15 protein-coding genes are annotated in these 21,700 nt (G+C 63.0%); 8 read left to right on the top strand and 7 right to left on the bottom strand.

Annotation, left to right across the window (positions count from 1 at the left end; genetic code table 11):
- Positions 1 to 68 precede the first annotated feature (68 nt).
- The 3 genes from V6M89_RS22435 to V6M89_RS22425 form a co-directional block, all read right to left on the bottom strand.
- Positions 69 to 803: a Crp/Fnr family transcriptional regulator gene (locus tag V6M89_RS22435; protein WP_332855259.1), complete on the bottom strand. Its 735-nt coding sequence runs from the start codon at positions 801 to 803 to the stop codon at positions 69 to 71.
- A gap of 109 nt (positions 804 to 912) precedes the next feature.
- Positions 913 to 2,142: a tetratricopeptide repeat protein gene (locus tag V6M89_RS22430; protein ID WP_332855258.1), complete on the bottom strand. Its 1,230-nt coding sequence runs from the start codon at positions 2,140 to 2,142 to the stop codon at positions 913 to 915.
- Positions 2,139 to 4,076, bottom strand: a complete 1,938-nt coding sequence (locus V6M89_RS22425; RefSeq protein WP_332855272.1) for a CHASE2 domain-containing protein — start codon at positions 4,074 to 4,076, stop codon at positions 2,139 to 2,141. Before V6M89_RS22425 ends, V6M89_RS22430 begins: the two co-directional genes overlap by 4 nt.
- Positions 4,077 to 4,285: 209 nt before the next feature.
- On the opposite strand from V6M89_RS22425, the gene V6M89_RS22420 reads away from it, so the two are divergent.
- Positions 4,286 to 5,668, top strand: a complete 1,383-nt coding sequence (locus V6M89_RS22420; protein ID WP_332855257.1) for a FecR family protein — start codon at positions 4,286 to 4,288, stop codon at positions 5,666 to 5,668.
- 323 nt (positions 5,669 to 5,991) lie between these two features.
- Here the strand turns inward: V6M89_RS22420 and V6M89_RS22415 are convergent, their stop codons facing one another.
- Positions 5,992 to 6,453 (bottom strand): hypothetical protein, encoded by a 462-nt coding sequence (locus tag V6M89_RS22415; RefSeq protein WP_332855256.1) that lies wholly within the window; start codon positions 6,451 to 6,453, stop codon positions 5,992 to 5,994.
- Positions 6,454 to 6,513: 60 nt separating this feature from the next.
- Between V6M89_RS22415 and V6M89_RS22410 the strand changes: the two genes are divergently transcribed.
- The 5 genes from V6M89_RS22410 to V6M89_RS22390 all read left to right on the top strand — a co-directional run bounded on the left by V6M89_RS22410 (position 6,514) and on the right by V6M89_RS22390 (position 14,607).
- Positions 6,514 to 9,534 (top strand): beta strand repeat-containing protein, encoded by a 3,021-nt coding sequence (locus V6M89_RS22410; protein WP_332855255.1) that lies wholly within the window; start codon positions 6,514 to 6,516, stop codon positions 9,532 to 9,534.
- A gap of 347 nt (positions 9,535 to 9,881) precedes the next feature.
- Positions 9,882 to 11,687 carry a type I secretion system permease/ATPase gene (locus V6M89_RS22405; protein ID WP_332855254.1) on the top strand — a complete coding sequence of 602 codons (1,806 nt, stop codon included), beginning with the start codon at positions 9,882 to 9,884 and terminating at the stop codon, positions 11,685 to 11,687.
- A 13-nt stretch (positions 11,688 to 11,700) separates the two neighbouring features.
- The gene (locus V6M89_RS22400; protein WP_332855253.1) at positions 11,701 to 13,050 is read left to right on the top strand and encodes an HlyD family type I secretion periplasmic adaptor subunit; all 1,350 of its coding nucleotides are present in this window, start codon (positions 11,701 to 11,703) and stop codon (positions 13,048 to 13,050) included.
- 49 nt (positions 13,051 to 13,099) lie between these two features.
- Positions 13,100 to 14,395, top strand: a complete 1,296-nt coding sequence (locus V6M89_RS22395; protein WP_332855252.1) for a TolC family outer membrane protein — start codon at positions 13,100 to 13,102, stop codon at positions 14,393 to 14,395.
- 5 nt (positions 14,396 to 14,400) lie between these two features.
- Complete coding sequence (locus V6M89_RS22390) at positions 14,401 to 14,607, top strand: hypothetical protein (protein WP_332855251.1); 207 nt, start codon at positions 14,401 to 14,403, stop codon at positions 14,605 to 14,607.
- An 82-nt stretch (positions 14,608 to 14,689) separates the two neighbouring features.
- On the opposite strand, the gene V6M89_RS22385 is transcribed toward V6M89_RS22390, so the two are convergent.
- The gene (locus V6M89_RS22385; protein WP_332855250.1) at positions 14,690 to 15,589 is read right to left on the bottom strand and encodes a sulfurtransferase; all 900 of its coding nucleotides are present in this window, start codon (positions 15,587 to 15,589) and stop codon (positions 14,690 to 14,692) included.
- Positions 15,590 to 15,726: 137 nt separating this feature from the next.
- On the opposite strand from V6M89_RS22385, the gene dnaE reads away from it, so the two are divergent.
- Entirely contained in the window at positions 15,727 to 19,272 is a 3,546-nt protein-coding gene (dnaE, locus tag V6M89_RS22380) for a DNA polymerase III subunit alpha (protein WP_332855249.1), read from the top strand.
- A 100-nt stretch (positions 19,273 to 19,372) separates the two neighbouring features.
- On the opposite strand, the gene V6M89_RS22375 is transcribed toward dnaE, so the two are convergent.
- Positions 19,373 to 19,606, bottom strand: a complete 234-nt coding sequence (locus V6M89_RS22375) for a DUF6139 family protein (protein ID WP_332855248.1) — start codon at positions 19,604 to 19,606, stop codon at positions 19,373 to 19,375.
- A 125-nt stretch (positions 19,607 to 19,731) separates the two neighbouring features.
- On the opposite strand from V6M89_RS22375, the gene V6M89_RS22370 reads away from it, so the two are divergent.
- Entirely contained in the window at positions 19,732 to 20,562 is an 831-nt protein-coding gene (locus V6M89_RS22370) for a sterol desaturase family protein (protein WP_332855247.1), read from the top strand.
- A gap of 4 nt (positions 20,563 to 20,566) precedes the next feature.
- Here the strand turns inward: V6M89_RS22370 and V6M89_RS22365 are convergent, their stop codons facing one another.
- Positions 20,567 to 21,541, bottom strand: a complete 975-nt coding sequence (locus V6M89_RS22365; RefSeq protein ID WP_332855246.1) for a VirK/YbjX family protein — start codon at positions 21,539 to 21,541, stop codon at positions 20,567 to 20,569.
- Positions 21,542 to 21,700: the final 159 nt, after the last annotated feature.

The following is a 21,700-nucleotide window of genomic DNA, read 5'->3' as shown; positions in this document are numbered from 1 at the left end:
GGTTATGGTGGAACGCAGACATTCTATGGATTCCCGCCTGCGCGGGAATGACGATGAACTGCTTCTCGTCACTCGCCCTGGACCAGCTTTTGCAGCGCGTCCGGGTCCTTGATGAGCAGGCGGTGCGGCTCTTTCTGGACGATGCCCTGCTGGACCAGGGTCAGCAGCGCGCGGGTGACGGTCTCGCGGCTGGTGTTGATCATGTTGGCGATGTCCTGGTGGGTCGGCAGGTTTTCCACCACGGTGCCGTCCGGATTCTTTTTCTGCATCAGCACGATGTAGGAGTAGATCCGCTTGGCGGTGTTGTTGATGCTGAGCAGGGCGCGGAATTCCGAATCGCGCTGGATCTTCTGCGCCAGGTGGCGCAGCATCTGGCGCGCCACCGACGGCGAATGCGAGAACAGATTCATCGCCACCGGCGCCGGCAGGAAGGCCACCAGCACGTCGCTCATCGCCACCACCGAGGCCGAGCGGGTGGAGCTGTTGATCAGCGCGATCTCGCCGAAGAAGTCGCCCGGCACCAGCATGCGCAGGCCGATCGCGCGGCCGTCCTCGGTGACGTCGATCACCTGGAGCGAGCCCGACAGCAGGAACAGCAGGCCGTCGCCGCTGCCGCCCTTGTGCAACACCACCTCGCGCTTGGCGTACTGGCGGATGCGCATCTCCGGCTTGATGGCCAGCACTTCCTCGTCCGACAGCTCGGCCAGCAGCGGAATCTTGCGCAGATGGATCTGGATCTGGCGTTCTTCAGCTGGCGGCACGGCGGCAGGCGGAATGGCGGGGGGGGCGGTGTTTGACGTCATAGTGCGATTGTAACGTGTTCGGCGGGCTCGGTTGTGCCGTCATTCCCGCGCAAGCGGGAATCCATGCTGAATGGGGTCTATGGATTCCCGCTTTCGCGGGAACGACTGGTTACAGCCCCTGCCATTGCCAGCTCAATTGCAGCTGGCGGTCGTTGTACTGGAAGATAGAGATGTTTTCCTTGTTGCGCACCTGGCGCGCTTCCAGCTGCAGCGACTGGGTGTTGCTGAGCGGGTAGTTCAGCGTCAGCCGCAGCACCTGGGTGGTCTGGTCGCGCACCTGGTCGAGGAAGCCGGGCGAATAGGCCGAGCTGCTGCGCCAGTGCTGGGCGCTGTAGGCCAGCTCGCCGCTGGTCTCGCCGAACAGGCGGCGGCGCCACTGGGCGTTGGCGGCCCAGCCCTCGCGGTTGCCGCCGGGGCGGGCGCTGCCGGCGTGGTCGGCCAGGCGCGCCACGCTGGCGCTGGCGCTGTCGTCGTCGAGCCGGTAGTTGAACTGGCCGCGCAGTTCGGCCGTGTTGGAGTTGAAATTGCTCAGCGTCAGGTACTCGACATGGGTCAGGCCGGTCGTCAGGCTGAACTGCATGCTGCCGGGCAGCGGCAGCGGCGGGCCGAGGCGCGCCTGCACCTGGGTCTGGCGCTGGTAGAGCTGGCTGCCCAGGGTGATCAGGCCCACGGTGGCCGAGCCGTGCAGGGTCCAGCGGCCGAAGCGCCACGGGGTGTCGATGCCGGCAAACAGCGACGACGAGTTGTACAGGCCCAGGCGGTCGTAGCGGCGCGCCTGGAATTGCAGGTAGCCGGTGCTGCCGTTGGGCGTGAGGTCGCTCAGGTAGTCGGCGGTGAGCGCCGTGTATTGGTCGTGCTGGGGCAGGAATTCGGGCGTCAGCGGCAGCTCCACCGGCACCCCGGACGGGTTGGCTGTGTAGCTGCCGACGCTGGAGCCCTGGTTGACGTTCTGGTCGACGCCGCGGCCGAAGCTGAACGCGGTCTGGGCGTGCGGCCGCCAGTGGGCGCAGCCGGCGCTGCGCGCCTCGCTGATCAGCTCGACGATGCCGGGCGGCGGGTTGAAGCGCTGGCGGATGGTGTTGAACAGCCGTTCGGCCTCGTCGGCGTGGCCCAGCGCGCACTGGATCAGCGCCAGGTCCAGCCAGGCGCCGGCGTGCAGCGGCTCCTGCTCGATCACCCGCATCAGGGTTTCGCTGGCGTCGTTCTTGCGGCCTTCGGAGATCGATTGCAGCGCCTGGCGGTACAGCTGCTGGTTTTCCTCGGCGTCGCCCTGGGCCAGCGCGGCCGGCGCCAGCGCCAGCAGCGCGGTCGCGGTCAGCGCGCGCAGCAGCGACTTCAAGAGCGTACCTCGGCAGCCGGTGTGCTGCGCGGTGCGGCGGGGGCGGGAACTGTGACGGTCATGGCTGCTTCAAATGTATAAAGTATCGTGGGCTTTTCCTTGCCCCGTAATAAACGTTCGCCCAGGCGCAGGAACTGGTGGCGGCGCGCCCGCGCCACGGTGCCGGCGCCGATGATCACATCGTAGGGATAGTCGCGCGCCGCCTGCTCCAGGCGCGAGGCGGTGTTGACGCTGTCGCCCACCGCCGTATAGATGCTGCGGAAGGCGGTGCCGAAATCGCCGGCCATCGCCAGGCCGCTGTCGATGCCGATGCGGACCCGCAGCGGCGGCCGTCCCCGGGCCTGTTGCTTTTGGCTAAGTAATTGCACGCGCCGCACAATAGCATGCGCGGCGTCTAATGCCAAATCCGCATGTTGTAAATTTGGTAACGGCGCGCCCCAGAACGCCACCAGGCCGTCGCCGGTGTACTTGTCCAGCGTGCCGTGGGTGGCGATCACCGGACCGGTCAGGCATTCGAGGAAGTCGCGCGTCAGCTTGGCGGCCTCGTCCACCGGCAGCGATTCGACCTGGGTGGTGTAGCCCTCCATGTCGGCGATCAGGGTGGTGACGTCGAGCTGGCGCGGCGCCAGCGGATCCTTCAGGTCGCTGCGCAGCAGCTCGGCCACGACCGCCGGCGCCACGTACTGGCGCAGCGTGTCGAGCAGGTGGCGCGAGCGCTGCTGGGTCAGCTGCCACTGGTAGGGCACGGCGAACGCCAGCAGGAACAGCAGGCTGGCCAGCGGCGCGGTCGGCGAGAAATCGGCGTCGTGCAGGCTGACGCCGAAGGCCACCAGCAGCCACAGGCCGCTGCCGACCGCCAGCAGCGCCACATTGCGGGCGGCCGACAGGCGCGGGAAGGTGTAGCTGGCCAGGCTGGCCATCAGCAGCGCCCAGCCGCAGGCGATCCAGCGGCCCGGCCACGGCGTCGGGGTGTTGCCGTCGCGCCGGTCGAGCAGGGTCGACAGCATGGCCGCCTGCACCCCGAGGCCGGGACGGTTGGCGGCCAGCGGCGTGGTGACGCGGTCGGACAGGGTCAGCGACGAGGAGCCGACCAGCACCAGGCGGCCGCTGGCGCTGGCCGGATCGATGCGGCGTTGCAGGATGTCGGCCGCGCCGACCACGGTGTAGGCGGTCCAGTCGCGGCGGTAGGAGACGCGCGCGCCGGCGGCGTCGGCGCCGGGCGCCAGCGCCGGGCCGCCGCCGCAGCAATTGACCAGCGCCAGGCTCAGCGCCGGGTAGGTCTGGCCGTTGTAGCGGGTCAGCAGCGGCACCCGGCGCAGCGCGCCGTCGTTGTCCGGGATGAAGCCGATGTTGCCCACATGGCGGGCGGCGCGCGCCAGCTGGGCGTGGTTGGCCAGGTAGCCGGTGGCCGCCGCCGCCGGGCTGCCCGACGGCGTGGCGCCGCCCAGCACGCCTTCGTGCAGCAGGTCGGGCCGGGTCTGGCTGTAGTCGAGCGCCTGGGCCAGCACCAGCGGGGCGTTGGCCGCCAGCAGCGCCAGCCGCAGGTCGTCGCCCGCCGCGCCCGGCTTGGGCAGCAGGATGTCGAGCGCGACGCCGCGCGACTGGTAGTCGGTCAGCAGGATTTCCACCAGGTCGGCAATCCGGCCGCTGCCCCAGGGCCAGGGGCCGATCGAGGCCAGGCTGGCTTCGTCGATGTCGACCACCAGCACGCGCGGTTCCTCGGCGTTGGTGGTTTGCAGGCGGATGTAGCGGTCGCGCAGCCATTCGTCGGCCAGGTAGCCGCCGCCGGCGGGGGCCAGCCATTCGGCGCCGGCGGTGATCAGCACCGCCAGCAACGGCAGCAGCCAGCGCAGGTGCCGGGACGAGGGCAGCCGACGGGGCACGAGGCGGGGCAGGGACTGGGACAGGGCGCGCAGGGCCGGGAAAATGGTCATCAAGGGCGTTACGGCGGCCGGGTTCGTCGGAGAGGGCTGGGAGACGGAGGGGTAAGTGTTCAGGGTACAACGCTTTACCGGCAGCGGCAAATGCTTTTGCTACAAAGTGTAACGTTTGGAGCTTGCAACAAGCGTTGCAGTAGAATGTGACGTTCATCACGGAAAGTTCCGTCAGACCAAGGATAATCCGGGTTGTACCGAGGAGAAATATGATGCGCAAACTTTTATTCTTAGCCGGCGCCATGCTGCTGGCCCACGCCGCCCAGGCCGCCCAGGCAGGGAAAATCATATTTGTCGCCGGTGCCGCCAAGATCGCCGCCAACGCGGCAGTACTGGACGCCCCGGTGGGCGAGGGCGAGTTGCTCAGTACCGGCGCCGACGGCTACATCTATATCAAGACCATCGATAATGGCTTGTTCATCCTGCGCCCGAACACCCAGGCGCGCATCGCCAGCTACCATGTGGACGCCGCCAATCCGGTCAACACCCGCATCAAGCTGGAATTGATCAGCGGCGTGGCGCGCAGCCAGTCCGGCCAGGCCGTCAAGCTGGCGCGCCAGAATTTCCGCTTCAACACGCCAGTGGCCGCCATCGGCGTGCGCGGCACCGACTTCACCGTGTTTACCGACGCCGACACCTCGCGCGTGACCGTATTATCTGGTGGCATCACCATGAGCGGCTTTGCCGGCGCCTGCCGGCCGGAAGGCAGCGGACCGTGCGAAGGCAATGCCGCGCGCGAGCTGAGCGCCGCGCAAAAAGGCCAGTTGTTGCAAGTACAACGTGGTCAGGGTGCGCCGCAGTTGCTGCAAGGTAATAACTCGCTGGCGCCGGACGTGGTGGCGCCGCCGCGCATGGATGAGCCGGGCAAGACCGCCAGCGGCGGTTCGGCCTCGACGATCGAGCCCAGCCTGGATCCGAAAAAGGATTTGACGCTGAAGTTGGAAAAAGCCAACCAGGACGCGCAGGCGGCCGCCAACGTGCCGGGCAAGACCACCGACACCGGCGAATTGAAGCCGCCCTATCTGGAAGTGACGCCGACCCCGCCGGTGACCGTGCCGGTGACGCCTGCCGAGCCGGTGGTGACGCTGCCGCCCAAGGAAGTGAGCTGGGGCCGCTGGACCGCGATTGCCGGTTCCGCCGCCACGAGCACGTTGAGCAAGGCCGGCATGGAGCGCATCGGCGCGACGGAAGACTTTGTATTGTTCCGCAGCCGTAGCGGTACGACCTTCGCCACGCCGGCCCAGGGATCGGTGGCGTTTGCCATGGCAGGCAGCGAGGCCTATGTGCGCGACACCTCGACCCAGGAAAAAACCGCGGCGACGCTATCGAATGGCGTATTGTCCTTCGATTTTGGCAAAGCGACGTTTGCCACCAAGTTCGACGTGACCACCGCGGCCTCCGAGACTTTTAAAATGGGATCGAGTGGCAAGGTGCAGGCTGACGGTATATTTTCGAGCACTAATTTAGCCAGTCCCGGAGCCAATATGTCGGTGACCGGCGCAATCGGCAGTATGACCAACGCCACATATATATTCCAGGGCGCGCCCGACGCCAGGCATCTGGTCAATGGCGTTACCAGCTGGAGCCGATAAGCACAGCCGCCACGACCCGCAACCCGCCTTGGACAGGCGGGTTTTTTTTGTGCCGGGTAAGCGTAAAAAACGCATTTGTTAATTAATCTTTTATTAGCAGTGCCAATTCATTTGAGGCGCGGAGTTGGTATGTTTTGCAAACATTTGATTTATCCACACGGTTCTTACATAATGGCCGCGCGAATAAATGAATGTCGCAGAAATGCTAAAAAAGTGGAGGTAATTGAGGTTTGATGTGATGCCCATCACATTCTCCCCCAGCTATCCTCTGCCATGATTCGGTCACGCTGTCTTGCGGTTCGCAGGTTGCGTCGCCGAAGCGCTTAATCTTTTAAACCTAGGAGTTCTAAATGGCTACAAATACCGCCCTGATTCAACAACTGTACGTCGCATACTACAACCGTCCTGCAGATGTTGGTGGTCTGGCATTCTGGGTAGGCAAACTGGATGCTGGCGTTTCCATTGATGCAATCAGCAAAGCCTTCAACACCGCGCCTGAGTACACCAATATGTACGCTGGCAAGAACGCCGACGCAATCGTAGACACCGTCTACATGAACCTGTTCGGCCGTCACGCTGAACAAGGTGGCCTGAACTTCTGGTCGCCAAAAGTCGCCGCTGGTCTGGCAGGCACCCCAGGTGGCATCACCACCGCCGACCTGGTTAAATTCATCGGCGCCGGCGCTATCGACGCAGACGGCAACCCAAATGCTGACGGTATCGCTCTGGCCAACAAAGCCACCGCCGCTGCTGCTTTCACCGACGAACTGAGCCTGCCAGGCCACGAAGCGGAACGTCTGGGCTACGCATCGAACAACCAAGCTGGCCGTGACTACGTCGCGACCGTGACCGACGACGCATCGCTGGCAACCGCTATCGCCGCCGTCGCTACCGCTACCGCAGCTGCTGTACCACCACCAGTAGTGACCAACGTCACCCTGACCACCGGCATCGACAGTGGCGCGACCTTCATCGGTGGTGCGGGCTCCGACATCTTCAACGCTCCAGTCATTACCGGTGCTGACACCCTGTCGTCGCTGGATTCGATCAACGGCGGCGCCGGCAACGACGTGCTGAACGTTGTGACCGTAGGCACCACCCTTGCTGCAGGCGTGACCGTCGCCAACATCGAAACGATCAACCTGAGCACCGCTGGTGCGATCACCGTTGCGAACATCGCTGGCTGGACTGGCGCGACCACCCTGAACGTCGCTGCTGGCGGCAACATCGCTGGTGTAGTTGCTGCTGCAACCACCGACATCAACGTTGCTAACGGCCTGGCTGGCGTTGCAGTGGACGGCGGCAAAAACGTCACCATCACCAACGGCACCGCAGGTAACATCAACGTTGGCGCGACCACCGGCGCTGCTGGCAACGTCGTTGCAACCAACAACTTCGCTAGCGGCACCGTCACCGTTAAAGGTGCAGCTGCTGAAACCGCTACCTCGACCGGCGGCGCAATGACCTTCGTCAACGGTACCTCGATCAGCGCAACCGCTGCTGGCGCCGTGAGCCTGGCTGACCGTACCACCCACTCGGACACCGCTGCTGCCGCTAACGCCGCGAACGTCAAGGCCCTGGCCGATACCGACACCGTTGGTAAAGCTAAAGTTGCCGCTGCTACCAAAGTGACCAACCAAGCCACCCTGGCAACCGCCATCGCCGCAGCAACCAACGTCGCCGCCGATGCAAGCACCGCGCTGTCGATCCAACTGGCAACCACCACCGCGTTCCACGCTGGCGCGATCACCGCTGCTGACAAGATCGCTATCGACGCAGCCTTCGGTGGCTCGCTGGCAACCAGCGTTGCTGCTGCCCGTACCGCCGCTCAAGCTGTGCTGACCCCGCTGCAGACCGCTTCGACCGCTGCCAGCGCTGCAGCTGTTTCGGCCGACGCAACCAACGACGCGCTGGCTGCTGCTGCTAACGCTGCTGCTGCTGCTGTTGTTACCGCCGACGGCACCAAGGCGACTTCGGTTGAAGCCGCTACCGTGAGCGCGATCACCAACACCGCGCTGGCTTCCGTGACGATCAACGGCAACTACGGTACTTCCGGCACCATCACGAACAACACCGTGACCGACGCCTCGACCCTGAGCAACGTGCTGACCACCGTAACCCTGAACAACGCCGCTGGTGCAACCCTGACCGGCGCCGCGCTGACCAAGGTTGTTGTGAACGACGGCGAGAACGATGTCACCATCGTCAACAGCACCGTTGGCCACACCCAGAACGTCACCCTGAACAACGTTATCGCTGGCACCATCACCGATACCGCTGCTACCACCCTGAACCTGGTTACCTCGGGCGCATCGGGTAGCGAAGCCACCGTGACCATGGCTGCTGCCACCACCGTTAATATCTCCGGTACCGGCATGTACTTCGACGGCCAGACCTTCGCTGCTGCTGCAGTGATCACCGCCACCGGCGGCGATGTCACCATCGGCGTTCTGCAAGGCCAGACCTACACCGGCGGCGCCGGCGTAGACACCGTCACCCTGAACAACGGCGCGGCTCAGACCAAAGCTGTTAGCGGTGGCGCTGGTACGGCTGACAAAATCATCCTGAAAAACGCAACCGACTTCGGCACCGCAGCCGCAGCCGCCAAGATCACCAACTTCGAAATTCTGGAGCTGGGTTCGGGCGTAGGCGCTGACGTTACCGTGTTCACCGGTTCGACCTTCACCAGCTTGGTGCTGGACGGCGGCGCGCAGACCCTGACCGGCCTGAACGCTACCCAAGCTGGCCACATCACTGTTGCTGCTACCGGCACCCTGGATCTGGGCGTAACCGGCGCGGCTACCGTTGGTCAACTGGACACCGTTGCCCTGACCATCAGCGATGGCCTGTCGTCGACCAGCACCGTCACCCTGGCCTCGCCAACCCTGGCTGGTGTTGAAACGCTGACCATCGCTGCCACCGACAACATCGTGATCGGCGCACTGACCAACGCTACCGCGCTGACCAGCGTGAAAGTTACCGGTACTGGTACCGTGAGCATCACCTCGGGCGCTACCGCACTGAACGTCAACACCGTGATCGATGCATCGGCTGATAACGCCACCACCGTTCTGAACTTCGTAGCCGGCACCGGCAACGGCGTTTCCCTGAAAGCTGGTAACGGCAACAACACCCTGACCGGTACCGACATCGCTGCCAAAGGCAACGCCATCGTTTCCGGCAACGGTAACAGCACCATCACCGGCGGCCAGGCTAACGACGTTATCACCGTCGGCAATGGTAACAACACCGTGCACGGCGCCGCTGGCGGCAACACGATCGTTGTTGGTAACGGCGACAACTCGGTTGACAACATCGGTTCGGCAGCTGCTAACACCATCACCGCTGGCAACGGCTGGAACGTGATCAAAGGCGGTTCGGCTGCTGATACGATCACCGTCGGCACCGGCGGCAACCTGATCACCGGCGGCGCTGGTGCGGACACGATCACCTTCGGCACCCACGTTGCTGGCGTGATCGACGGCGTGAAACTGGTTGCTACCGGCGATACCCTGTCGGCTGCTACCACCGCTGCTCTGGCTACCGCTGTTGCTACCTCGGCTGCTGGCGCCGATATCGTCACCGGCATGCACGCTGGCGACACCATCGACGTAGCGACCGTGTTGAATACCTACACCGGCGCGCTGGGCACCACGATCGCTTCGGCTTCGGGTACCACCGCTGCTCTGGTTCTGGGTAACTACGACACCACTTCGCACGCATTCACCGTCAGCGCCACCGGTGCTGACTCGATGTTCGTGTACGACGTTGACGGCGCTGGCGCTGGCACCATCGTAGAAGCTGTTGTTCTGGTTGGCTTCCACGGCACCGCTACGGCTGCTGCTGGTATCATCACCCTGGCCTAATAGCCCGGTTGTAATAAAATGCGGGTCCGGCCTCCGGGCTGGATCCGCAGAAACGCCCGATGCCTGCATCGGGCGTTTTTTTATGCCCTCCCGCTGTCGGCGGCTATACTGCACTTTGCCCCGAAGTTTCTTGATGATCTGCAAAAACTCACGCAATTTTCCGGATTTTTTGTGGTAGCCACATGGAATTTGTGATGCAGGTCACATTTTTATCGTGTTTTCGGCGATAATGTCTCGTCTCGCCCGCTTGTGGCGATTGTTATCGATTCCAACCTTTGTCGACGCGTTTCAGGCAGCGGATTGTCCGCTACGCCATGAGCCCCGCCGAAACGCCGTGCAGGCATATCATGAAAAACAAATTACAGAAAACTAAAAACGAAATTGAGCAGGTATTGCTCACCTTCAAACGTAGCTTTGTCACGGTCGGTGTGTTCAGCGCCATCAGCAACCTGATGATGCTGGTGCCTTCGCTGTACATGCTGCAGGTTTACGACCGTGTGCTCGGCAGCCGCAACGAAATCACGCTGCTGATGCTGACGTTGATGATGCTAGGCGCATACGTGTTCATGAGCGCCCTCGATCTGATCCGCAGCTTTGTACTGGTGCGTCTCGGCGCCCGCTTCGATATGCAGCTCAACAAGCGTGTCTACACCGCGGCCTTCGAGCAGAATCTGAAACAGAGTGGCGCCAACGCGGGCCAGGCGCTCAACGACCTGACCAACGTGCGTCAGTTCCTGACTGGTAACGCCTTGTTTGCGTTCTTCGATGCGCCTTGGTTCCCCTTTTATCTCGTCGTGATCTTCTTGTTTGAACCGTCGCTCGGCTTGTTCGCCCTGGGCGGGACGATCGTGCTGATCATCTGCGCTTACGTCAATGAGCGCGTTTCGCACAAGCCGCTGGCCGAGGCCAATGCCATGGCGATCGCCGCTGGCACGCTGGCCACGAACAACTTGCGCAATGCCGAGGTGATCGAATCGATGGGCATGCTGCCCAACCTGATGGGCCGCTGGATGAAGCTGCATAGCCGCTTCCTGCGCTTGCAGGCGGATGCGAGTGAAAAAGCCGGCATGGTCGGTGCTGTCACCAAATTCTTCCAGACCGCGCTGCAATCGCTGGTGCTGGGCTTCGGCGCTCTGCTGGTGCTGGAAAATAAAATTTCCCCGGGCATGATGATTGCCGCTTCGATCCTGGTTGGGCGCGCGATGCAGCCGGTACAGCAGGTCATCGCAGTTTGGAAATCTTTCAGTTCGACCCGTAGTGCTTACGAACGATTGTCTTTGCTGCTGGAAAATAACCCGGTGCGCGAAGCCGGTATGCCCCTGCCTGCACCGACAGGCATGTTGAGCGTGGAGCAGGTGACCGCCGGTCCGCCGCACAGCAAAGTGCCATTTCTGAAAGGGATCAACTTTGCCATTGGCGCCGGCGATGTGTTGGGTGTCATTGGCCCCAGTGGTTCGGGTAAATCGACGCTGGCGCGCTTGCTGGTCGGCGTCTGGCCATCGATGATGGGCAAGGTTCGCCTCGACAGCGCCGATATCTTCCAATGGAATAAGGCGGAACTGGGACCTCACATCGGCTACCTGCCGCAGGATATTGAATTGTTCGCCGGTAGCGTCAGCGAAAATATCGCCCGCTTTGGTGACATCGACCCGGAGAAAGTCGTCTTGGCGGCCAAGCGCGCCGGCATCCACGAGTTGATTTTGCATTTCCCCGACGGTTACGACACCCGCCTCGGCGATGGTGGCGCCGGCCTGTCCGGCGGCCAACGCCAGCGCCTCGGCCTGGCGCGCGCCATGTATGGCGACCCGTCGGTGTTGGTGCTGGATGAACCGAATTCCAATCTGGACGATGTCGGCGAAGCCGCGTTGCTGGCGGCGATCAATGATTTGCGCGCCCGCGGCAAGACTATCGTGCTGATTACCCATCGCACCAGCATTATCGGCGCCACCACTAAACTGCTGTTGTTGCGCGATGGCGCTGTCAGTATGTTCGGACCGAGTAATGACGTGTTGATCGCCTTGCAGGAAGCTAACAAACGGCAGGCACTGGCCGCCCAGCCGGGCGCGCCAGCGGCGCCGGCGCAACAAGCAGCGCAGCAGGCGCCATCCCAGGCTGCGGCCCCGGTCGCGCCTGCGGCAACGGAACAGGAGTAATACGATGAATGTCATGAAAAAAACAGAGCCCGTCTCGGACGTTATCAGCCATGACGTTACGCCTTTGACGGTCGATACCGATCCGGCAGGCTATGCGCGCATGGGCTGGATCATGGTGCTGGTAATGTTCGTTGGCTTCCTGCTGTGGGCCTTCTGGGCGCCGCTGGACAAAGGTTCGCCGATGTCCGGCACGGTGGTGAAGGAGTCCAACCGCAAGACCATCCAGTACCTGCAAGGTGGTACGGTGCAGGATATCCTGGTCAAGGATGGCGACGTGGTCAAGGCCGGCCAGGTCCTGGTGCGGATGAACGCGATTCCGGCGAAAGCCGCGCTGGATATCACGCGCGCCCAGTACATTGGCGCGCGCGCCACCGAAGCACGCCTGCAAGCCGAGCTGGCCGGCCAGAAGTCGGTCGGCATGCCGCCTGCGCTGAAGGAATATCAGGATGACCCGCGCACCGCCGCCGTCATGGCGCTGCAAAATCAGCTGTTGTTGTCGCGTCAGAGTGCATTGCAAAGCGAGCTGGGGGCGATGGACGAAGGGATGGGCGGATTGAGGGCTCAGATCAGCAGCGTGCAAGAGTCGCGCGAAAGCCGAAAGGCACAGCAGGCGACCTTGAAGGAGCAGCTCGACAATATGAACGATCTGGTCAAGGATGGTTATGTTGCCCGTAACCGTTATCTGGAAATTCAGCGCAGCTATCAGCAGGTGACCGGTTCGATCGCCGAGGATGGCGGCAGTATCGCGCGCGCGCAGCGCCAGATCAGCGAAACGCAGATGCGCAAGGCGCAGCGCGCCAGTGAGTATCAAAAGGAAGTACGCTCCCTGCTGGCTGATACTAACAAGGAAGCTGAATCGCTGCGTGGACGGATCGATGGCCAGAACTACGACTTGCAGGCGGTCGACATCAAATCGCCGGTGGACGGCGTGGTGACGGGATCGAGTCTGTTTACGCGCGGCGGCGTGGTCGGCTCCAATATCAAGATCATGGAAATCGTGCCGAGCGACGACGCCTATGTGGTGGAGGGACAGCTGCCGGTCAACTTGATCGATAAAGTCCATGTCGGCCTGCCGGTGGAAATGAGTTTCGCGGCGTTCAACGCCAACCGCACGCCGCATATTCCGGGCGAAGTTATCCAGGTCGCAGCGGATCGGACTGTGGATGAACGTACGGGCAACGCCTACTACAAGGTGCGGGCACGGGTTACGCCGGCGGGCGCGAAAATAATCGACGCCAAGAAACTGGTGGTGGTCTCCGGTATGCCGGTGGAAGTGTTCGTCAAAACCGGCGAGCGTACGATGATCAGCTATCTGTTCAAGCCGATATTCGACCGTGCAAAAACTTCGCTGACGGAGGATTAACGTGGCCCATTTCGCTAACCATAGGCGCGCAGCCCTTGTCGCGGCTGCGGTGGCTGGCACACTGCTGTCCAGCTCGCCGGCATCCGCACTGGGCTTGATCGAGGCCTACCAGGCGGCGCTCAAGAATGACCCGACGTATCGCTCGGCATACTATGCGGGCGAGGCCGGCAAGGAAAACCGGCTGCTCGGCCGTTCCAACCTGTTGCCGACGCTGTCGGGCAGCTACAGCGCCAGCCAGAACCGCACGACGGTTACTGATCCGCTGGGCTCAGTGCCGCGCGACTACATCAGTCGCAGCGCCACCATCCAATTGCGCCAGGCCTTGTTCAACCTGGATGGATACGCACGCTATAAGCAGGGCGCGGCGCAGAGCGATTATGCGGCGGCGCAGTTCGAAAGCCAGCAGCAGGAAGTGATCTCGCGCGTGGTCAACGCGTATCTGGACGTGCTGTACAAGAGCGACCTGCTAGCCTTGGTCAGGGTGGAGCGCGAGGTCTATGTCGAGCAGGTCAAGGTCAACCAACGCTTGTTCGAAAAAGGCGAGGGCACCCGCACCGATATGCTGGAAAGCCAGGCGCGGCTGGATGCGTCCGAGGCCTCGGTACTGGAGACCCAGGACGCCTTGAACAATTCACGCACCACGCTGGCGGCCGTGATCGGTGGCGATGTGGGCGAACTGGACAAGCTGACGCCTGAATTCGAAACACGCCCGCCCGACACGGTCAGCTTCGAAGCGTGGAAGGCCGTCGCGGTCGAGCGCAACCCGGATATCAAGACGCTGGTGTCGGGTGTCGAGATCGCCAGGCAGGAAGTGCGCAAGGCATATGCCGGCCACCTGCCACGCGTCGATTTTGTCGCCAGCTACACCAAAAGCTCGGCTGATACGATCCAGACTTATGCCCAGGACAATATCATTCGCAGTCTGGGCGTGCAGGTCAACATTCCCTTGTACGCAGGGGGCTCGGTGAATGCCCAGGCGCGCCAGGCGGTGGCCAATCAGGAGAAGGCCAAGGCGGACTTGCAGGGGCAGAGGGACAAGGTGCTGACCGAATTGCGCAAGGACTACGATTCGTTGATGAGCAATGTGGCGCGCATCGCGGCCCTGAAAAAATCGGTGGCCTCGTCCGAGCTGCTGATCAAGGCCACGCAGCAAAGCGTCAAGGGCGGCGTGCGCATCAACCTCGACGTGCTCAATGCCACGCAGCAGTTGTACACCAATAAACGCGACCTGGCCCAGGCGCGCTACAACTATCTGCTCAACACCTTGCGCATGCGTTCGGCCGCCGGCACGCTGTCGGAAGCCGATGTGCGCGAGATCGCTCCCTACTTCAGGCCCGCCTCGTAATGAGCATGATGGACGACGAACTGGAGGTCACGGTCAATGGCGTCAGTTATGCCGTCAAGGACCTGAGCGAGGAGGCGCAGAGCCAGGTCACCAATCTGCAATTCGTCGATGCGCAGATCGCCGACCTGAACGCCAAGCTGGCGGTCTACCAGACCGCCCGCAACGCCTACCAGTCGGCATTGCAGTTGCTGCTGCCGGTCACCAAACAGTAAGCGTTGCAAAGCAAAAGCCCCCATCCGCCTGAGCATGCTCAGTGCGGACGGGGGCTTTTTACATCCGCGCTGCTGGCGTGGCTCAGGCAGCCTTGTCCTTGCCGTAGCAATGCGGGCAGGATTTCTCGTACACGTATTCCGGCGCCAGCTGCTGGCGCGGCGTCACCACCGAACGGCAGACGAAGCATTGCACGGTCTCGGTCGGTTCCAGTTTCGGATTGAGCGCGGTACGGTAGTCGAACACGAAGCAGTCGCCGGTGTAGTGGGCGCCGCCGACTTCCTCGAAGTACTTGAGGATGCCGCCTTCGAGCTGGTAGACGTTGTCGTAGCCGATGTTCTGCATGTGGATCGCGGCTTTCTCGCAGCGGATGCCGCCGGTGCAGAAGGTGACCACGGTCTTGCCGGCGAAGTCGTCCTTGTGGGCGGCGATCACTTCCGGGAACTCGGTGAATTTCTTGATGCGGTAGTCGACCGTGTGGTCGAAGGTGCCGACGTCGACCTCGAAATCGTTGCGGGTGTCGACCATGACCACCGGCCGGCCGTTGTCGTCGACGCCGCTGTCCAGCCAGCGCTTGAGCGTGTGGGCTTCGACGAAGGGCGCGCGGCCTTCTTCCGGCTTGATCAGCGGCATGCGCATGGTGATGATTTCTTTTTTGATCTTGACCAGCATGCGCTTGTGCGACTGCTCGACCGAATAGCTTTCCTTCACTTCCAGGTCGGCGAAGCGGGCGTCGCCGCGGACCCAGGCCAGGAACTCGTCGATATGGCTGCGCGGACCGGACAGGAACATATTGATGCCTTCCGGCGTCAACAGGATGGTGCCTTTCAGCGCCAGGCGCTGGCAGATGTCCTGGTACAGCGGGCGCATCGCTTCGGTGTCGTCGAAGGTGACGAACTTGTAGGCGGCGATGTTGACGTGAGCGGCAGCGGCAGCGATGGCGGCGGCATGCGCTTCAGCTTGTAAAGCAGTATTAGCGTGCATGGTGGATAAGATCGAAAATTGTGAAGAGCCGACATTATACGCGCTTTTTATGCCCAAAAAACAGGCAGTGAAAGGATTATCGCACCCGGCCGCCGCACGGTAAAATAGCTGGTTATTGAACCAGCATTGAGCGGCGTATGAACATGGTAGCAAACGAACAAGAAGTGGCGGCACCGGCAGCGGCTCTCCCGGCGGGACCGGATTTCGTCCATCTGCGGGTGCACTCGGAATACTCCATCGTCGACGGCCTGGTGCGCATCGACGACCTGGTCGCCAGCGCCGCCAAGGACAAGCAGGCGGCGCTGGCCGTCACCGACCTGTCCAATATGTTCGGCATGGTCAAGTTCTACAAGGCCGCGCGCGGCAAGGGCATCAAGCCGGTGGTGGGCGTCGACGTCTGGATCACCAACGACGACAACCGCGACAAGCCGCATCGCCTGATGCTGTTCGCCAAGAACCACATGGGCTACCTGCAGCTGTGCGAACTGCTGTCGCAAGCCTGGCTGACCAACCAGTACAAGGGCCGCGCCGAGATCCGCACCGAGTGGCTGGCCGAACGCACCGCCAAGACCTACGCGCTGCTGCCCGACGTCAGTCCGGCCAACGGCCTGATCGCGTTGTCCGGCGCGCACTTCGGCGACGTCGGCATGGCGATTGAAAACGGCAACCCGGCGCTGGCCGAACAAAACGCGCAAAAGTGGGCCGGGATCTTCCCCGGCCACTTCTATATCGAGATCCAGCGCGCCGGCCAGGCCAACCAGGAAGCCCAGGTGCGCCACGCGGTGGCGCTGGCCGCCAAGCTGGGCCTGCCCGTGGTGGCCACCCATCCGGTGATGTTTATCCGCAAGGACGAGTTCATCGCGCACGAGGCGCGCACCTGTATCGCCGAAGGCGAAATGCTGGCCAATAACAAGCGGGTGCGCCGCTTCAACGAGCAGATGCGCTTCATGTCGCAGGCCGAGATGCGCGAGCTGTTCCACGACCTGCCGGCCGCGCTGCAAAACTCGGTGGAGATCGCCAAGCGCTGCAACCTGACGCTGACCCTGGGCAAGCCGCAGCTGCCGAACTTCCCGACGCCGGGCATGACCATCGACGAATTCCTGCGCGCGGAAACCAAGAAGGGCCTGGAGGAGCGCCTGGAGCAGCTGTATCCGGATCCGGTCAAGCGCGAGGCGCAACGCGCGCGCTACGAGGAGCGGCTGGAGTTCGAGAACAACACCATCATCAACATGAAGTTCCCGGGCTACTTCCTGATCGTGGCGGAGTTTATCCAGTGGGGCAAGAACAACGACGTGCCGATCGGCCCGGGCCGGGGTTCGGGCGCGGGTTCGCTGGTGGCGTACGCGCTGAAGATCACCGACCTGGATCCGCTGAAGTACAACCTGCTGTTCGAACGTTTCCTCAATCCCGAACGCGTTTCGATGCCCGACTTCGACATCGACTTCTGCCAGGAAAAACGCGACCTCGTGATCCAGCACGTCAAGGACCTGTACGGCCGCGACGCGGTGTCGCAGATCGCCACCTTCGGCACCATGGCGGCCAAGGGCGCGATCCGCGACGTCGGCCGCGTGATGGACTTCGGCTACAACTTCTGCGACGGCGTCTCCAAGCTGATTCCGTTCAAGCCGGGCAAGCCGGTGTCGATCGCCGAGGCGATCGAGGAAGAGCCGATGCTCAAGGAGCGCCAGCAGAACGAGGAAGAAGTGGCGCAGCTGCTGGACCTGGCGCAACAGGTCGAAGGCATCACCCGTAACATCGGCATGCACGCCGGTGGCGTGCTGATCGCGCCGGGCAAGCTGACCGACTTCTGCCCGCTGTACACGCAGGGCGGCGACGGCGGCGTGGTGTCGCAGTACGACAAGGACGACGTCGAAGCCGTCGGCCTGGTCAAGTTCGACTTCTTGGGCCTGACCACCTTGACCATCCTCGATCGCGCGGTGCGCTACATCAAGATGCTCGATCCCAAGGAGGCCGAGTTCGACCTGGCGCGCCTGCCGCTGAACGACCGTCCTTCGTACGAGCTGCTGACCAAGGCCAAGACCGTGGCCGTGTTCCAGCTGGAGTCGCGCGGCATGCAGGGCATGTTGAAAGACGCCCGTCCCGACCGCTTTGAAGACATTATCGCGCTGGTGGCGCTGTACCGTCCGGGCCCGATGGACCTGATCCCGGACTTCTGCAAGCGCAAGCACGGCGAAAAATTCGACTATCCCGATCCGCGCACCGAATCGATTCTGTCCGAAACCTACGGCATCATGGTGTACCAGGAGCAGGTGATGCAGATGGCGCAGATCGTCGGCGGCTACTCGCTGGGCGGCGCCGACATGTTGCGCCGGGCGATGGGTAAGAAGAAGGCCGAGGAAATGGCCGAGCACCGCGAGATCTTCCGCGCCGGCGCCGCCAAGGACGGCCTGTCCGCGCAGAAGGCCGACGAGATCTTCGACTTGATGGAAAAGTTCGCGGGCTACGGCTTCAACAAGTCGCACGCCGCCGCCTACGCGCTGCTGTCCTACCACACGGCCTATTTGAAGGCCCACCATCCGGCCGCGTTCATGGCGGCCAATATGTCGCTGGCGATGGAGGACACCGAGAAGGTCAAGATCCTGGTCGAGGATTCGATCGATATCTGCGGCCTGACCATCCTGCCGCCGGACATCAACAAGTCCGACTTCCGCTTCATGCCGGACGGTCCGCCGCCTTCGGTGACCGGCAAGAAGGTCACACAGATCCGCTACGGCCTGGGCGCCTGCAAGGGCGCCGGCCAGAACGCGATCGAGGCCATCATCGCCGCGCGCACCGCCGGCGGCCCGTTCACCAGCCTGTTTGATTTCTGCAAGCGGGTCGACAAGAAGCAGATCAACCGCCGCACCATCGAATCGCTGATACGCGCGGGCGCCTTCGATTGCCTGAACATCGACCGCGCCATCCTGCTGGCCACGGTCAGCTTCGCGATGGAATGCGCGGACCAGGAGGCCAAGGCGGCCAACCAGGTCAGCCTGTTCGGCGGCGACGATTCCGACCTGGTGGCACCGCCCGAATACGTCAAGGCGGCGCCGTTCACCGACCGCCAGAAGCTGGCCGAGGAAAAGATCGCGCTGGGCTTCTACCTGTCGGGCCACATGTTCGACTCGTTCGCGCCGGAAGCGCGCCGCTTCGCCCGCACCAAGCTGGCCGAGCTGGAGCCGTCGCGCGAGCCGCGCATGTTGTGCGGCGTGATCACCGGCATCCGCCCGCAGATGACGCAGCGCGGCAAGATCCTGATCGTCACCTTGGACGACAAGACGGCGGTGGTCGAGGTCACCGTGTATTCGGAAGTGTTCGAAGAGAACAAGCGCATGTTCAAGGACGACGAGTTCCTGGCCGTGGTCGGCAAGGTGTCGGAAGACCGCTTCTCCGGCGGCCTGCGCATCTCGGCCGAGAAGGTGTTCGACATCGTGACGGCGCGCGTCAACTACGGCAAGCAGCTGGCCATGGCGCTGCCGACCTCGGTGGACGTGCGCAAGATGGCCGAAGTGCTGGCGCCGCACCGCCACGCGGACGGCTTGCCGGTGTCGGCGCGCATCACGCCGCAGGGCGTCGGCTGCGTGCTGCAGCTGGGCGAAGCGTGGCGCGTGGCGCCGTCGGACGAACTGCAGCTGGCGCTCCAGCAGGTGCTGGGCGCCAAGGACGTCGCGATCGAGTACTAGCGTCACTCCCGCGAAAGCGGGAGCCCATAGAACGTTGGCTCAGTATGGAGGGAATTCAGGCAGTGCCTGGATTCCCGCGTGCGCGGGAATGACGCTGGCGCTACAGCTGGCCGTCGAGGCTGGTGATGGCATACCCCTTGGCGCCTATCTGCTCCAGGGGGTGGACGATGTGGTAGCGGGACAGGTCGTCGAGGCCGTCGTCGACTTCGACGTGGCTGGCCTCGGGATGCCAGTCGGTGTTGGTGGCTTCCTCGGGGATGGGTTTGCCCTCCGGCACAGCCAGGTAGCTGTGTTTGCCTTTTGCTTCATCTCGGTAATAAATATCCACACGCATGGTATTTCTCCTTGGACGAAAAACCCATGGTACCGGAATTTGACGCCGGCATCACCATGTAGTCGCAATCGGACCGGGCGGATTGATTATAATGGCAAGTCCCGATAGCGCCGCAGCCTCATTCTATGTTCAATTATTTCATGCAGATCATCCACGGTATGGCCGATTACGGCTGGCGCATTTTTTACGCCTCGATGATCTTCTTTGTCGCGGAAATGGCGTTCGGCCGCAACCGCTACAGCCTGCGCTCGCGCCTCAACGCGGCGCTGTACTGGCTGGTCTACATCACCATCACGGTGTCGTTCTACGTGCTGTTCGGCCGGATCTGGGGCAGCCTGGGCGTCAAGCCGCTGCTGTCGCTGGACTTGAACCGCCTGTTCAGCGGCGGCGGCCAGTGGTTGACGGTGGCGGGCTGGATCGTCATGCCGGTGATCGCCGCCATCATCGGCGAGTTCTTCTATTACTGGTTCCACCGCCTGCAGCACAAGAGCGCCTTCCTGTGGGCCTTCCACAGCGAACACCACGCCTTGCGCGAGATGAGCGCATGGAACAGCAACCATCACTTCACCGAAGAGATCTTCCGGGTGCCGTTCGTGCTGATACCGATCAGTTTGCTGATCCAGGTGGATGTGGGCGTGGTGCCGGCGCTGGTGGGGCTCATCATCGGCCTGCAGGGCCAGTTCGAGCATTCGCATACCAAGCTCAACCTTGGACCGCTGCGCTACGTGGTGGCCGACAACCGTTTCCACCGCATCCATCACTCGGTGGAGCTGCACCACTACGACAAGAATTTCGGCTCGTTCACTTCGATCTGGGACAGCGTGTTCGGCACCGCCCATTTCCCGGCCAAGGATGAGTGGCCGGACACCGGCATCGATGCCCACGACGAGGCCAAGACCCTGTCCGAGTATCTGTTCCGGCCGTTCCGCAAACTGCGCGGCAAGAGCGCCGCCTAGCCGTTCAAGCCAGGGCGTATTCGTCGTCGTCGTGGAGGATGGCCGGCTGGGTGCTGTAGTTCTGGCCCAGCGGCGTCGGCACCGCTTCGAAGCGCGGCGCGCTCAGGCCGGCGCGGATGGCGGCGCTGATGTCGATCAGCGTCTCATGGCGCTTGCGCGCTTCCGAGCGCTTCTTCGAGGCGATCGCCGCCAGGTCCGGCGGCGCGATGGCTTCGCACGGCAGGCGCCAATCGCCGTCGGCGCGGCGGCTGGCGTCCAGCTCCTGCCACAGCGTGTCGTAATCGGCGTGCACCTTGCCCTGGCGGGAGGCGCCGCAGACCACGCGGTTGGCGTTGCTGACCAGGCGCAGTTCGACGCAGCCGTAGTCGTGGCCGATCTGGCTCAGCAGCTTGACCATCATATTCTTCGGCCGCAGGCCGTGCAGTTCGCGGGTGGCGTCCTTGATCACCTGCAGGCCCTGCGCGCTTTTCGAGCCCTGCATGCAGCCTATCCCCAGCACCATGCCGCGCACTCCCAGCAGGAAGGAAAACGCGCAGCTGTAGACCAGCACGCCGTCCTGTTTCAGTTGCAGCACCAGTTCGCCTTCACGCTCCATCGGCTCGATGGCGCGCAATTCGAGCTGGTAGCGCAGGCCCGACTTGCCCTCGACGCTGCCCAGCACCACGCCGCCGCGCGCGGCGTGCACCGTCAGCGGGCCAAGGCCCTGGCGGAAGATGAAGCGGTAGTGCTGCTGCAGCAGGTCGACGCGCTGGGCGCAGTTCATGGTGTTGCTCAGGTAGGGACGGTAAATCTTGTACAGCAGGCGCGGGCGGGCCTTGACCAGGTCCATGAACAGCGGATGGGAGTTGAGCAGCTGCAGCCAGCCGCCGGTGGCCTGGCGGTGCAGCAAGGCGCGCAGCGACAGCTTGAACGATTCGCGTAGCTGCTTCAGGCCGCTGAAGCCGGCCGCGCCGGAGCGGAGGGTGATTAACTGCGACATCTGACGTCTCTCATGTAAAACGGGCTGCAAGGGATGTATGGCGGCAGCTGCACGGGAGACATCGTTCACGACCGACGGGGTAGGGGCGGCACGGCTACTTTAGTGTCTTCTCGTCAATGGGGAGTGCCATTACGACATGTGGGCATCGTAAATCCAGTG

The sequence above is a fragment of the Duganella sp. S19_KUP01_CR8 genome (assembly GCF_036688705.1).
GTDB lineage: Bacteria > Pseudomonadota > Gammaproteobacteria > Burkholderiales > Burkholderiaceae_D > Rugamonas.
The sequence above is the reverse complement of the archived record's forward strand: the minus strand, read 5'-3'. Positions and strand labels throughout refer to the sequence as shown.

What these genes read in the sequence shown, in the direction of transcription:
- V6M89_RS22435 (WP_332855259.1), bottom strand. Translation starts at nt 803, where the DNA reads ATGACGTCAAACACCGCCCCCCCCGCCATTCCGCCTGCCGCCGTGCCG.
- V6M89_RS22425 (WP_332855272.1), bottom strand. Translation starts at nt 4,076, where the DNA reads ATGACCATTTTCCCGGCCCTGCGCGCCCTGTCCCAGTCCCTGCCCCGC.
- V6M89_RS22420 (WP_332855257.1), top strand. Translation starts at nt 4,286, where the DNA reads ATGATGCGCAAACTTTTATTCTTAGCCGGCGCCATGCTGCTGGCCCAC.
- V6M89_RS22405 (WP_332855254.1), top strand. Translation starts at nt 9,882, where the DNA reads ATGAAAAACAAATTACAGAAAACTAAAAACGAAATTGAGCAGGTATTG.
- V6M89_RS22400 (WP_332855253.1), top strand. Translation starts at nt 11,701, where the DNA reads ATGAAAAAAACAGAGCCCGTCTCGGACGTTATCAGCCATGACGTTACG.
- V6M89_RS22390 (WP_332855251.1), top strand. Translation starts at nt 14,401, where the DNA reads ATGATGGACGACGAACTGGAGGTCACGGTCAATGGCGTCAGTTATGCC.
- V6M89_RS22385 (WP_332855250.1), bottom strand. Translation starts at nt 15,589, where the DNA reads ATGCACGCTAATACTGCTTTACAAGCTGAAGCGCATGCCGCCGCCATC.
- dnaE (WP_332855249.1), top strand. Translation starts at nt 15,727, where the DNA reads ATGAACATGGTAGCAAACGAACAAGAAGTGGCGGCACCGGCAGCGGCT.
- V6M89_RS22375 (WP_332855248.1), bottom strand. Translation starts at nt 19,606, where the DNA reads ATGCGTGTGGATATTTATTACCGAGATGAAGCAAAAGGCAAACACAGC.
- V6M89_RS22370 (WP_332855247.1), top strand. Translation starts at nt 19,732, where the DNA reads ATGTTCAATTATTTCATGCAGATCATCCACGGTATGGCCGATTACGGC.
- V6M89_RS22365 (WP_332855246.1), bottom strand. Translation starts at nt 21,541, where the DNA reads ATGTCGCAGTTAATCACCCTCCGCTCCGGCGCGGCCGGCTTCAGCGGC.